At 56.9% G+C, this 13,293-nt stretch carries 12 protein-coding genes and 2 pseudogenes; 6 read left to right on the plus strand and 8 right to left on the minus strand.

Annotation, left to right across the window (positions count from 1 at the left end):
- The coding region (locus J5286_RS31445) for a hypothetical protein (protein ID WP_245206694.1) at nucleotides 1-194 on the plus strand (194 nt) is incomplete at its 5' end.
- Here J5286_RS31445 and J5286_RS30215 read toward each other — a convergent pair.
- Nucleotides 100-366: pseudogene (locus tag J5286_RS30215) on the minus strand (SDR family oxidoreductase); the annotation flags it as partial. The gene J5286_RS31445 and the pseudogene J5286_RS30215 sit on opposite strands and share 95 nt — an antisense overlap.
- A 146-nt stretch (nucleotides 367-512) precedes the next feature.
- On the opposite strand from J5286_RS30215, the gene J5286_RS30220 reads away from it, so the two are divergent.
- Nucleotides 513-863, plus strand: coding sequence for a hypothetical protein (locus tag J5286_RS30220; protein ID WP_209193684.1), 351 nt, complete (start codon nucleotides 513-515; stop codon nucleotides 861-863).
- A 265-nt stretch (nucleotides 864-1,128) separates the two neighbouring features.
- Here the strand turns inward: J5286_RS30220 and J5286_RS30225 are convergent, their stop codons facing one another.
- From J5286_RS30225 to J5286_RS31450, 7 genes and pseudogenes are all read right to left on the minus strand, one after another.
- Nucleotides 1,129-1,404 (minus strand): Y4lK-related protein, encoded by a 276-nt coding sequence (locus tag J5286_RS30225; protein ID WP_209193685.1) that lies wholly within the window; start codon nucleotides 1,402-1,404, stop codon nucleotides 1,129-1,131.
- 395 nt (nucleotides 1,405-1,799) lie between these two features.
- A complete protein-coding gene (locus J5286_RS30230; RefSeq protein WP_209193686.1) occupies nucleotides 1,800-2,360 on the minus strand; it encodes a hypothetical protein in 561 nt (186 codons plus the stop codon).
- Nucleotides 2,361-2,504: 144 nt separating this feature from the next.
- Nucleotides 2,505-2,936 carry a hypothetical protein gene (locus J5286_RS30235; RefSeq protein WP_209193687.1) on the minus strand — a complete coding sequence of 144 codons (432 nt, stop codon included), beginning with the start codon at nucleotides 2,934-2,936 and terminating at the stop codon, nucleotides 2,505-2,507.
- A gap of 279 nt (nucleotides 2,937-3,215) precedes the next feature.
- Nucleotides 3,216-5,237, minus strand: coding sequence for a hypothetical protein (locus J5286_RS30240; protein WP_209193688.1), 2,022 nt, complete (start codon nucleotides 5,235-5,237; stop codon nucleotides 3,216-3,218).
- 453 nt (nucleotides 5,238-5,690) lie between these two features.
- Nucleotides 5,691-6,008, minus strand: coding sequence for a hypothetical protein (locus tag J5286_RS30245; protein WP_209193689.1), 318 nt, complete (start codon nucleotides 6,006-6,008; stop codon nucleotides 5,691-5,693).
- Nucleotides 6,009-6,094: 86 nt separating this feature from the next.
- Nucleotides 6,095-7,819, minus strand: coding sequence for a peptidoglycan-binding domain-containing protein (locus J5286_RS30250; RefSeq protein ID WP_209193690.1), 1,725 nt, complete (start codon nucleotides 7,817-7,819; stop codon nucleotides 6,095-6,097).
- A gap of 988 nt (nucleotides 7,820-8,807) precedes the next feature.
- Nucleotides 8,808-9,032: pseudogene (locus J5286_RS31450) on the minus strand (hypothetical protein); the annotation flags it as partial.
- A gap of 152 nt (nucleotides 9,033-9,184) precedes the next feature.
- Between J5286_RS31450 and J5286_RS30260 the strand changes: the two are divergent.
- The 4 genes from J5286_RS30260 (at nucleotide 9,185) to J5286_RS31675 (ending at nucleotide 12,982) form a co-directional block, all read left to right on the plus strand.
- The gene (locus J5286_RS30260; RefSeq protein WP_209193692.1) at nucleotides 9,185-10,252 is read left to right on the plus strand and encodes a COG3904 family protein; all 1,068 of its coding nucleotides are present in this window, start codon (nucleotides 9,185-9,187) and stop codon (nucleotides 10,250-10,252) included.
- A gap of 325 nt (nucleotides 10,253-10,577) precedes the next feature.
- Nucleotides 10,578-10,826 carry a hypothetical protein gene (locus J5286_RS30265; RefSeq protein WP_209193693.1) on the plus strand — a complete coding sequence of 83 codons (249 nt, stop codon included), beginning with the start codon at nucleotides 10,578-10,580 and terminating at the stop codon, nucleotides 10,824-10,826.
- Nucleotides 10,827-11,022: 196 nt separating this feature from the next.
- Nucleotides 11,023-11,292, plus strand: coding sequence for a hypothetical protein (locus tag J5286_RS30270; RefSeq protein ID WP_209193694.1), 270 nt, complete (start codon nucleotides 11,023-11,025; stop codon nucleotides 11,290-11,292).
- A gap of 112 nt (nucleotides 11,293-11,404) precedes the next feature.
- Nucleotides 11,405-12,982 carry a zinc ribbon domain-containing protein gene (locus J5286_RS31675; protein WP_209215410.1) on the plus strand — a complete coding sequence of 526 codons (1,578 nt, stop codon included), beginning with the start codon at nucleotides 11,405-11,407 and terminating at the stop codon, nucleotides 12,980-12,982.
- Nucleotides 12,983-13,293: the final 311 nt, after the last annotated feature.

Below are 13,293 nucleotides of genomic sequence, written 5' to 3' on the forward strand. Positions count from 1 at the left end.
CGGCCGCCGAAAAATCCTCAATTCGCCCTGTCGTCCACGTCGGCATAAGTGGGGAATTTTACTTCGGCGCTAATGGGGAAAATTCACCCGGCATTGACAGCCGGAAACACCCTCCAGAAGAGGCGATCCCGCTAGAAGTACGGATGTCGCCGCCCCTTGCGCAATTGTCTTACGCAGATGCTCGGGTGTCCTGAGACCACCGGTGTGCTTCCGAAGTCCGGTGGCGATCGCTCCGGGGTTGAGAGCATTCGACGTGATGCCATCGTTGGCCCACTGCCTCGCAATACCGATAGTCATCAGGATGCAGGCCGTTTTCGACTGTGCGTAGGCAAGCAGCGGATCGTAGGGAATGGAATTGAAATCCGGGAACTGGCGCACAAAAACTATCGTCAAGTCAAACACGGACGATCGCATACGCCGCAATAACATCAATGCTTGACGCAGTGAATAGGCAACTGCAGCATTCTGAGAGGACTAAGGTTCAGAGTTATCCAATACGGGGAACGTATCAGGTGAAACAAGCAATTCAGAGTTTGATCGAGGGATACCGTGACGCTGCTGTAAGTCTCGAACTTGAATCGGACCAGCCCAGTTGGGAAACTGACAAAAGCAATCTTCTGTTTGGTATAGAGCGGATGGCTAATGCGGCGCGGTTAATCGAGAAGTTAACCGGTGTGAAGGTCGATTGGCAGAGCGACGTCGAATATGTGATCCGGCACAGTGGCTGGATGTTCACGCATGGACAAATCGCGTACTCCGATAAGCTTGCAGATAAGGAGTATTCACTGCGAGTTGCGACGGAGGGGATGCGGATAGATCATTGCGGCGAGCAAAGGCTGATGCAAGGCCATATTGTCGCGTGACGCAAAGTCGTCGGCAATTTCGGTCTTTGCTGACATCACAACAACCCAGTGGTGAGCGACGCCGACCCCGGTGCACAGCGTGCCGACCAGTGGCGTTTGGGCTCACTCGCCACGCAAGAACAGAAATAACGGCCAGTCGCTCTGGACGGCTAGATCTCTGGCTGACAAAAAGAAGCCATCGCGCGATGGCGGGGCAATGGCGCTGATCCAGAGTGGGCACACGACGTCGAACGCGTGCCAAGGTTCCGTGCCGGCTGACGTTTTTTCAATTCACCACTCGTCTGGCTGTGCTCTGCCTTGGCGGCGCATATCGACCTATGGAAACGAGATATTGAGCTATCTCGAAAATCAGGTGATCCCGTCGACCGTACTTCTCGCCGATAGCTAGGATCTGCGGCTCTGTGGCAATATAATCCTCCGGCGACAAATCGGCATCGCCAAGGAGGAAGCCAGTTCCTCCCATTACGGCGACGATATCGCACCCGATGTCAGCGACGTCCTGGACAAAGTTCGGGATCTGATCTTCGGTCATCGTCTTCATGAGCAACTCCTTCGGGTAGAGCGCGGTTACTATGGCCATGCCATCAGGGTTTGCCAAGTCACACATCTGTGGTTACTGCAGGCAGGCCGCCGCGGCGACGAGTGGGTCTATGTTGGATCGGTCGGTGCCGGCCACACCCTGTTAGAGTGTGGAGAGCCAAGAGAGCTTCAGGGGCTCTAAGCCCTCCACGCGCCGAGAAGGCTAAGGGAGACTGTCTCGGCGATAGAGAATTCACTGCGCACAATAATGTTCCATCGTCCGGAGATGGCAGCGTCTAAGCGAAGCGATGGTGGCAAGCCTACTTAAGAATTCGCACCGCGCGGAATACAAGCCCCAGCCGGCGGCGGCGACGAAGGCGGACTGGCGGCGCATAGCCGAGGGCGACTAGGGTGTGTTCACGCTTTGTCGTACCGATCCAGCAGCATTCTGATTTGACTGTTTTGCTCACGAAGCTTGGCACTCAATTGTTTCCGGAGCTCCTCGATCTCGTCGTCGAGAACGGATGCGCGTTCAGCGGCGGTTGGTTCCAGGGACTTAGTTGCCTCTTCCCCCGCGCGCGGCGCAACTGCTTTGGCACGATCCTTCGGACTAGGTGCGGATCTGATTTTCTCGATGGCTTCACCAGACGTATCGAACCCGTCGACGGTTGGCTTTGCCGGAGCGATCGAGCTCTTCGACGTCTCATCTGGCAGTTCAACGTTTTCTGCGGGCGTGTCGCGGCTTTCGCTTACGCTCGCATTCGGCGACGGTTCTGTGGGTCGGATCTTGGTCCGACTCCCTAGCGGCGCCTTGTCTTCTTCGACCGTGGATTCTTCGGCGTGAGCAGTTATCGAAGTGGCGGCTGTAGTCGCCGGCTGATCCGATGACGTTTCGTCCAGTTCCTCGGGTGGAGGTAACGCGCGACCTTCTGGCGCTTGTTCCTCGTCCGCCCTGGTGCGCGAGGCGAAGCTCTTCAACACCTGCCATGGTGATCGCATCGGCACTTACCCCCGACTCGTTATCGTCGGTGGATTGTACCGAGCAGGTAGCGGGGCTTGCAATGCAAGTCCCGCCCTAAGTGATAGTCAGCGTCACGATTTATATCGGAGACTGCCGGCGCCTCAGACTGTTCCAAGCTTTTTGCGAAGCTCAGCGTTCTCAGCGCGCAGCTTCTCGGACAGTTCCTTGCGCAGCTTCTGGTTTTCTTCTTCCAGCTTCAGCAGTTCCGAGAAACCATCAACCGCTGCAGCAGTGGCTTCCGCCTTGCGCGGCCCGCCGCTCTTGCCTGGCTGGGTCTTCGCAACGACGGCAGGCTTCTTCGACGCAGCCGGCGACTTGGCGGTCGGTGCGCTGGTCGCAGCTTCGCTGGCGTCAGCTTTCTTTTTGCCTGGGCCACGCGTTTTCTTCACTGCTACGCTAACTGACGCACTGGCAACAGATTCCCCGGCAGCTTTGGACTTGCGCGGGGCGCGGGTTTTCTTTTCCCTGGACGCCGCAGACTTATCCGCTGGCGCGGTTTCAGCTGTAGGGGACATACTGGTTTCGTCAGCCATCATTGTAATCCTTGAGATCGATTGAATTGTTTGCGACCGTCTCTAGTCTCTGCCAGTATGGATCAAATATGGTTTCCAACTCATTGACGAAGAAACTATGCACTTTCGCTCCCTTTTTGCCAGTGCTGAGCATCAAACGAAGCGCGTTATTCTGTGCTGTCAGAAAAGCAGGGTCTTCTGTCCAACAGCTTGTCCTCGCCCTCTGCGGGAGTTGACCTTCGCTGTCACGAGACAAGAAGTAGAGAGGGCCGCAAACCGTTCAGTTTGCGGCCCTGTTGTTTACTGCGTGGCCCTGCTAAGCTCGGCGAGGCGGTCGTTGATCAGTAGCATCGATACGCGCAGCGCGGCGGCCGCGTCGTCGTCCGGAAGCTGCCATGCCGCAGCTACGAGCTCCGGCTTGCTGTCTTTCGTCACCTTGGCCGCGAGCGCATTCAGCAATTCTGCTTCGACCTTCGGATCCTCGGCGACCTTCGACAGTTTCAAAAGCTGCTCCGCGGAAAGTCGGGGCAGATATTCCGCGCCACTTGAAGAGCGCGTATCGACGAGCGCCGCCGCCACTTCCTTGCCGCGGGCGTCGATCAGTTTGTCGAAGGCGCTTGGGCCAGAACTCGTGGCGACCAGAGCTTCGGCCGGTAGCCACCAGTTCGGGCTTTTGAGACCTGTGGAGCGTGCTTTATCCCAAGCCTCCGTCGCGTTGCCGTCGACGGACAGAACGAAGGCTAGATAGCGAGACATTACCTGTGATGGATCGCGGGCTGCCGTGGCTGAGTTTGCAACGACCTCCACCTGCTTCGCTTTCTTCGCGTAGACAACGGCGCCCATGATACCGTCGAGGCCGTTCTTCCACCCGTCCGTCTGCGAAACGATGGCGACGGTCTGGTCGAGAACTGTCTCGTCGCTCGAGCCGGTCGCTCCCAGTATCAGAGTTCGGGCCATGCTTTGGGCCAACGCGCTCGAGTCTCCGCCTAGACGAGCGATCGGTTCGCAAGCTTTGACCAGCGGGACGATCAAATCGTCTCGCTTTGCCGCAACCACGATATTGATGGAGTTTTCGCAAAGCGAGACCGCCGGGTGACCACCAGGATCGGAAGTTACCGCCACCTGCGTGAGCGGGACGATCTTTTCGAGGCCCTTTCCGGTATCAACCTGCTCGCGCGCGATCTGAAGGAGCGGCGTGGGGTAGGAGGAGAGACGATCTAGCAGTCCAAGGGCCGCATCCTTGTCGTCTGTGTTCTCAACGGCTGTCTTGACCACGAGGAATGGTGAATCGATGACGGCCGTGGCGGTGGACGCCTGCAAGACCTTCAGGCGTTCCTTGGCCGACAGCGCCCAAGTCCCGGCCTTCATCAGGGCCGTATTGAACGCTTCGATTTCCGGCTCCTTTACTTGCGCCAAGACCGCTTTCTCCTGCTCGGGGCCAAGCGAGGCGATTTCAGCCAGAAGCTCGTTGCGCTTGCTCGGTTCGACATAAGAGGCCAAGGACAGAAGAGCTTCGGTCGGCGGCGGGTTCTCCCTGAAGTTATAGAGGCCAGAAAGCATTCTGCCAGCTAGATTGCTTTGTTCCTGTCCGTCCTTCGTGTCCTTGACGATCCGGGAGATCAGGGTCTCGTGTGTTTTGAGACTGAGCGTGTTGGTGAACTTCGACATAAACCTCTGAAGCGCCAGCGGGTCCTGAAGGGCTGGCGCCTTGAGGAAGATGTCATAGATGACGGTGGTTTCCGCATCTGACCTTCCTGGGATGATTTCCTTTGCGAGGTCCGCTGCAAAGTCCGGATACCCACCGGAAAACTCTTTCTGGACGTTCGGAACCCCTAGCGCCTGCCCGACGCTGACGATGGCGCTATCCGCCTCCGCCTGCTTGCCCAGGAACTGAAGCCGCGTGATGAGACTGACCGCGGTGTCGAGGCTTCTGTTGTTCTTGGTCTTCATCAATTCCGGGATGGCGGCGACGATGATCCCGGTCACGCACGCATCGGTCTTAAGTGCGGCGCAGACGCCTCTGCTTGCCTGCAGCCGTTCGATCTCCTTGGTGAGATCGGGGAAGGACAGCGTTCCGATCTTCTCGCCGGATGCGACCTTTACGGAGACCTGCGTGGTCTTGAGGTCGTCGGTTCCGAGCTTCTTGATCTTATCGGAGGCGGAGAGATATGCCTGATACTTGTCCCAGTCCCCTTTCTGAGCCGCGCCTTGTATTTCGTTGGCGGCGTCGACGAACAGCGCGTTCGCATCTTTCTCGGGGTCGCTGCAGGCAGACAGGCCTGCGAGCGTCATGCCTGCAATTAAAAGACGAATCAATTTCATAATATTCCCCTCTAGTGCCGGTGGCGGGAGGCAAATATCACAAAAAGTAAAACCTGAGAATGTTCTTTTCGATTACATGCTAAACGTCGAGATGTATTTCGGGCAGCAGCTTTTTATCCACCTGCGACCTCCCCTAAAAGTAAGTATAGGGCGACAAACCTGGACGCAGCAGTTCGGTATCGGACAGGTACGACGCCTACGTGCCAATAACGTGGTTCTTATTGGTCGCTTCCTCTTAACAAGTGGACACGCCGAGATCGCCCCATACAGAGTCCTCAGTTCCTGTCGCGAATGGTGACAAGCGTCTGAGTGTAGGCCGGCTTTGCAGAGCGTTGCCGGCCTCGATCGTTGCCGGAGACGCCCTGCAATCTGACTTCGTCATATTCCCCGGCCCCAGAACTGAAAGCAATCTGCGCGAGACAGATGTCTTTCAGCCGATCGCAAATGCTTATTTCAAGCGCTTTGACGCTTTGTGACTGCCGAGATGAGCACGGCAAGCACGATCCCGCATAGGAGGCCGATTCCGCCCGTCAACCCGAGATGTGCGAAGACCATCGACTTGGGCTCAGCGTCGAGAGGATGACTACTTGTAATGACGGACAGGGGAATTTGCATACCGAGCAGTGTTGGCCGGGTGACGATACCCACTGCAATACCGATTACAGTGCAAACTGCAACAATCAAGGCATTCATTGTCAGGACCTTTCTTTTCATCCATCGCTGTTGATTGAAACTCGATGGGCTTGCTTGATGAGAAATCCAGAGCAACATTTCGGCGCTCTGGCGCGTTTCATACCGGAAGTGAATTCTTGATCTTCGGCGCCGCAGAGATCTGTCTCGTCGGCGCCGGCTGAACTTTAGATGCGCGCGCCTACGGCAAGAAGTTGCTCGAGGTTATGCTTCTCGATGCCCTGTTTGATGAAAGCGGCCATTGGCTTCGTTCCATCGCGACGGCTCGCGTTGATGTCGGCCCCCATCGAGACCAGAAGCTTCACCATCGCGAGATCTTCATCGCGATTGATGCTAATGCCCCATAACTTGTCGTCCATAATGTCGACGATCGTTGATGGCGGAACAGACGGCACCTTTGCAAGCATGGCGGTGGCGATCTGGAAATCTCTGCTCTGTCCTGACCTGACGCGGTCCAGCGCAAGCGCCCAAACAGGAACGAGTTCGTTGCGGGCCTGGTAGGCTCCCATCAGAGCCGCGCTCGGCCCATTGTCAACGCAGCCATACTGCGAAATCAAGCCGTACCCTTTCTGGCGGGAATCTGTTATCGGTCCCGTGCCGTCGACAGCTTCGCCTACCAACCCTGGCCCTCTTCCAATGAAGGGAACGGCAATGTTGGGATTAGCGCCGATGTCGAGCAACCACTTTATGTATTCGAAGTTTCTCGCCACCGCCGCGTAGTACATTGGGGGTAGGCCAAGGCAATCGCGCTTGTTGGGATTGGCTCGCACCTGCTCCGCAAACTTCGCATCGTTTTGATACTGCGCTCCTGAGCTGTCCATCAGCATCACCAGCTGCGCGTAGTTGCCCGTGATCAGAACTCGGTTGCTCCCGTCGGATGGCAACCAGAAGCTACCCCACCAAGCGTCGTTTTTCGTTGCGTGCTTATATCCCGGCGAATCTATCCATATTGGAACCGTGATGTCATTACCCGCAAGCCCGAGGAGAAATCCGCGAGCCGTTCCTGCGGTATTGGCGCAACGACGGATAGATTCATCGATCTTCGAGATTGCAACACCTTTATCAAGCACCCCGGCGTCGATGAAAGATTTGACCGATGCAAACTTGTTGCTGTCTTCCGAGCAGACGGCGTCTTTCACGGTATCGAGCAGTGCTACGTTCGCAGAGGCTGCGCTTTGAACCGGGACGGCATTCGCCGCAGCGGCAGGGACCTGTGGTGCCGCTGGCTCTACATAAGCCTGGGCTGCTTGGCCTTGGCCAGACGCGACCACGAGCGGATTGGCGACATTCGCAGCAACTGGCTCCTGATAGGCGGCAGCCTGGACGCTCGGCAGAGCCGGCTCTGCATATGCGGCGGCATTTTGACCAACAGGAGCCTGCGCGTTTGCTTGTGGCATCTCCGGTTCAGCGAACGCCTGAGCAGCAACTGGCCGGGCTCCGGCCGAGCCCGCGGCCCGAGCGACCATTCCTCGATCGATCTGGCCGTTTGTACTTTCATAAAGAGCGGCAATCTCGGCTTCGGAAATCTTGCCGGTTGGCCGACGACCGATCTTACTCTGAAAGTTTGCGATCGCCTGTCTGGTTCTGGCGCCGAAAGAACCATCCGGGACGCCTGCGTCAAACCCAAGCAGATTGAGACGCCTCTGAATCTCGGCCCGAAACGCTTTTCTTTCCGCCGCTTCGTTTTCTACCGTGAATACCTGCTGCTGACTGCGGTATACATCCTGCGGCTGACGTTGTTGCTGCTGATTTTGGTTCTGGACGCCTTGAGCAACCCCCGCAGCGATTACACCGAAAATTCCCCGTACCAAATCGTCATTTGCCTGTGCGCCTGAGAACGCAAGGCAAGTCAAAATGGAAAGTGCCGAAAGAACTGTAGACTTCAGTCTCATTAGTACCGCCCCTTGCTACAAAAACCTCGCAGCCTGCCCCATTCCACTGGATGCACGCCACCGTTTCGCCGCAATCTTTACAACCATAGAGCGGAAATTCAATACTTCCTTCGAAAGCTATTGCGCTTAACCTTACCAACAAGAAATTTTTCAAAACGAATAACGTTTTTCCATATATGGAGACAAAGAAGTAGAGCCTGCATAGCCTGGGATCAGATGTCTATTCTAAATTCTATTTTAGCTGTTTGATCGCCATTTACCTCTGTCAGAAAGGTAGTCAGCGAGTACGAAATTCTACGGGATTATCAACTATCAAGAAACAGCTGACTGCTTTAGCATGGCAAGTGCGCGCGGGAAGCAAACGTCGCCTCGGCTTACTGGGGGACGGCATCCCGATCATCGTGCGAGACAACCGAGATTTCGCCCCTCAAGGTTGAGGTGTCGGGGAAAAACGCGAGTGACCGATCTGTAGGTTGATTTGTTCTTCTCCCGGCGTCACCATTGCGGCCACTAGATCAATTTCGATGGAGCGCCGCCGTGCACAAGCAATCGTTGGAGCACAATGATCGTGTCTCAGACCACGGACAGTTTCGTCTCCAGCTCAGAGAAGACGCATTAATTATCGGGCCAGGCTGGCTCAGCTTCCGCGATAAGTCCCATGTCTCGGCTAGAGATGTCGATCAGTCCCAAGATGACCGGGCCCGGTTCAGACTTATCCCACGGTGCAACGTCCGTGCGTTTGGCGGCAAGGGTGCCGTCTAGCGAGTTGTACCTATTTCCCGCGGTACAATCCGCTTCGATAGTGAGCTGATTGTCTTTGGCGGCAATACCTACCGCGCCATCCCCGGATCGAAAATGAGTATGGCGACCACGCCCTCCCCCGAACCCAAAACGATTGCTCGGTTACGGCCCGGCTCGAAACCTAAAGGTTGTTGAAGGCTATACGCTGCCGTCGATCTTATCAAAACGCGACGCCGTCCTTGTGCGTCCAGACGATGATGTTCGCCGGGCCGGTCTCGTCCTCCAGCATGATGAACATGGTTTCCTTTGCGCTGCCCGGCTTCTGTCTGGCCAGGACGAGATCCGCAATCATATGGAAGCGGCCATCTTTCGCATTCATCGGGGCCGCGCACGTCACAATCCGGCGGGCCTGCAATTCCTTGCGGAGGAATGCGACCGGATGCCAGCGGAGGGTTAACCCGGCATGGGCGTAGCGCTGTGTAGCGCTTAGGTATTCGATTGCCCCGAAACCTAATCAGTTGGGGTTGCTAGTATGGGATTTACCTCCGTCCCTAGACGGTAATGCATTGATCTAGCTGAGGTACTTTGCTTAAATTACGTGAAGGGTACGGGGAATTGCCAGACATGAGAAAGACTGCGATCACGGCGATCTTAGCGGCAGTGGTGGTGTTTTCTGCATCAGCAGCCGCTGCGATGGAAATTGAAATGGAAAGAGGGAACGCAACCTCGAAGATACTCGTCACCGGAACCATCGCGGATGGCGATGCCAAGAAGTTTGAAGCCTATTGGGACGAGAACGCCTACGATTCCTTCAACTTCATAATTTCCCTGGACAGCCCAGGTGGAAGTCTGCTGGACGGCTTAGAAATTGGGCAATTCATACGCAAACAGGGTGCTCACACCGAGGTGCGGAGGTATTCTGGTGAAGTTCCTGGGCAGTATCGACAGGAACTACCAGGTGCACAGTGTTATTCGGCGTGTGCCTTGGCATTTATGGGTGGGATAGAACGCGAAATCCCCGATGACGCTCGAATCGGCTTCCATCAGTTTTACGGTGGCACATTTGCAAGCTCATCCGCGGCGATGCAGCAAACTCAGTTGATATCGTCCGCCATTGCGGGGTACCTGCGAAACATGGGGGCGAAACCCGAGCTATTCGAACTTTTGTCGAACAAATCGCCGAACAGCATGTTCATTCCTACCCAAGCGGAAATCGCGGCCCTCAACATCGTCCAGCAGCCCGGCTTTCACGCGTTCCGTTTGATGCCCAAGGACGGGCTGATCGTGGCGACAGCGGTCGATGAGCAGAATCCTGGCGCTCTTGAACGGGTCTACGAAATCGAGACGCTGTGCTGGAAGCGGCGTCCGATTGTCAACCTCTATGCGAGATCGGAGAAGCAGGGGCTTCCCCCTGAAATGGCTGCGAGGTCGACGACCCACATTGACGGTTTTCGGATCGATACGACCTCAGGCACCTTTGAGTACGGTTCGGACCATCTCAAGCTGTATCCTAACTCGAAGCTTCTTGCCTCGCTTATCATCGATTCCAAAGTGGCACGCGCACTGGGAAGCGGCAGCGGGATGGTGGTTGTAAACAGCTACACCGCGTCAGGGGTGCTTATGGGTGGGCGGATAGAAGCTCCAGCAGGTGGAGACCCAGCAATATTGGCAAGCTTCCGCGACTGCCTGTAATAGAGGCACAATTGGAAACCTAATGATGAAAATCGCGTGCTTAGGCTGGGGGTCGCTCTATTGGAATCCTGGCGACCTCCCTCTCCGCTCGGAATGGCATCTGGACGGCCCGCCGATCCGAGTCGAGTTTATTCGCCAATCCGGAAACGAGCACGGGCGCATCACGCTGGTCATCCATCCTCCGGCCGATGTCGTCACCTCCCTGTGGGCCGAGATGGATTCCGAGGATCCTGACGCTGCGAAGGAACTCCTCCGTCAGAGGGAAGGACGCCCTCACCGACATCACATCGGTCTCTGGCGTGCTGAGAGGCCGGAACCAGGATCGTTGCCCGGACTGTCGGAATGGGCGTCGGCCCAAAAGGTAGACGCCGTCATCTGGACGGACCTGCCGCCGAAGTTTCAGGGCGAGGAAGGTCGAATCCCATCTGTCGACGAGGTCGTCGCCTATCTCCAAGGGCTACCCGCCGAGCCGCAGCAGAGGGCCTTCGAATACATCCGGAAGGCACCCGCGCAGATCGACACGGCATATCGGCGGGAACTCGCCCACCGCCTTCCACACACGGCCGGTGAGTAGCGGACCTCGTCACCTCCATTAGATTTGTGGCATTCCCGCATACTAGGTTGAAGCCGCTCAGCCGATCGCGACCGCCGCTACTGCATACTAGGTTGATGCCGATACGCGGATCGGTCGGTTCAACGTCAAACGCTATTGCGGCCATTCGTTTTTCGCCTGACCATTTCTCCATAGGAAGAGAGAAAAGGGTGGGCTTTTGACGGATCTCAATCACCGCATAATCGTCAGTCGCGGCATCGGGGCAGCTGATCTGGGGCATCGTGACGAACATGCTTCGCGGGTTTCGGCTTTTCAGTCGATGCTCGAGGCAGCGGTTGTGGGCACGACCATGGAGGGCCATGACCGCGACTTCTACCGTGCCGCTGCGGAAGACATTCTTGCTCTCCTGACGCCCGATTGGGTCTCGCGCAAGATGATGTCCGCCTCAGCGCGCTCGGGCCTGTCGGAAGACGCGCATCTTGCCTAAGCGGAAGCGCGAGCGCTTTCCAGTCTATCGCTGTGACAAGCTACCGACGTTCATGAACGCCGGAAAGGAAGAACTTGTTCTGGCGATGCTCCGCCGTTGGCGTGGAGCCGCCGTGCAGACTGCGGCAATCCAATGGCGCTGCTTCTTCGAGCAGGGGCGCTTCGACCCGTTCTTCGATCCGGCAACCGCGTACCGGAAGGCGGGCGTCGCCGTCCGGGCCGCGCTCCTTGTGCAGATCGGAGCTCATTACGGGCTGGACAGCGGAGCGGGCAAGCCGGGAGCAACGCGGCGGTACCCGAAAATGGCGCCTGGTCTCGTCGATCCTTTAGCGGAGTTGAAATCGGAACTGGGCGCCGCACAGGTGCAGATGGTGCGAGAGCAGGTGCTCGGATCGTTGAATAGTTACGTTTCAAACCGTGGCAACGACTTCAAGCAGATCGTTTTTGGGTCCAGCGTCGGTGAGACAACGAGACACATGCTCTTTGTCATCAACAAGGCGCGCGCCTGGTTCGACTTGTCTCGGAAGCTCGTCGGCGGCGGCGTCGAGATACCTGCATCCGCGCGGCGCCTCGCCCGCAAGATCATGTCGCATGTCATGAGCCGACATCGCTCCCCGCGGATGACCAGCATCAACATGCTCGTCGACCAGCGGATCGCGAAGCTGTCGGAAGCGACGGCGGCCACCGGTCACGACATGTGGCTGCGGATGTCGGTCGCCAAGGGCATGAAGATCGACATCCCTCTCAAAGGATTCGAACACTTCGATCAGCGACGCGGGACCCGTGCCAAATCCTTCCAGATCATCAAGGATCGGAACGACTGCAAGATCTATGTCGGTGTGATGACGGATGTGGCCGAATCCTTTGAGGCCTCGCGCGAATACTATGCAGCGACCGTGAAGACAGACGCCGTCGCGCTGGACTTTGGCCTCAATACGATGTTCGCGACCGACCAGGGCGACCTGCTCGGCAGAGGATTCAAGGCTAAACTGCAGGCGATGGACCGGGTCGTATCCGGGATCGCCAAGCACGTGCAGAGATCGGGGCAGAAGCCGCGTTCGTCGAAGCGCTACTGCGCGTGGGTCGCAAAGGTCCGTGGCTTTATCACCACCGAGATCAATCGGGTCATCAATCGGCTGATCGAGGTGCATCGCCCATCGAAGCTCTATCTTGAAAAGCTGAACTTTCAGTCTCCCGGCATGTCGGCGCGGATGAATGGACTGATCCAGAATTGCGGCCGCGCCATCCTAAGGACGAAGCTTGCGGCCATCAGCCAAGAATTCGGCATCGAGGCGACCGAAGTCGCTTCTGCCTACACCAGCCAGACCTGTTCGTGCTGCGGCTATACCGACAAGCGCAACAGGTTGGCCCAGAAATTCCAATGCCGCTTCTGCGGCAGCAGAATGCACGCGGACGTCAACGCGTCGAGGAATGTCGGATCGGAACGTTTCCGGTTCTTTGGTTCTCCGACGTCTGGCTTTCGCCAAAGGATCCTCGACACGCTGGTGAGCCAGCATGTCGAGCGATATTCATGGGAGCGTGGCGCCCCGCCCGACCCGAGAAAGTCAAACCCCTATTTTGCGGGGCAGACGATCGCGGCGAGGTTATCGCTTCAAGAGGTTGCCCAACCTCGGAGAGGCGAAGCTGCAAATGAGAACGAAGAGCTCTCTTCAACCTTATCTGCGGCATAGCCAAAACACTAATTCAGGGCCTCAGAGGTCGCCACAACTGGAGGACGCGCGGATCCTCTTCTCAAGCGCAGCGCTTTCCCTCAGTCCCGACGAACTTAGTCTGATTGACGGTTACGAGTCGACGGCAAGCGGTAAAGTGTTATGCAGACCGTGCGTCCGATGGTTGCACATGAAAGACATTCTAAGTATACGCCGAAAAAGCGAAACCCTGGGAGGAGCGACACAAGTCCGCCTGTCCCAGGGCCCTAACAGTTTCACGGACGTTCCAATTTCTCGGACGCGATGCACGTGATCACAGACCAGAAACTAGA

This window comes from Rhizobium sp. 16-488-2b, assembly GCF_017741815.1.
Classification (GTDB): Bacteria; Pseudomonadota; Alphaproteobacteria; order Rhizobiales; family Rhizobiaceae; genus Rhizobium.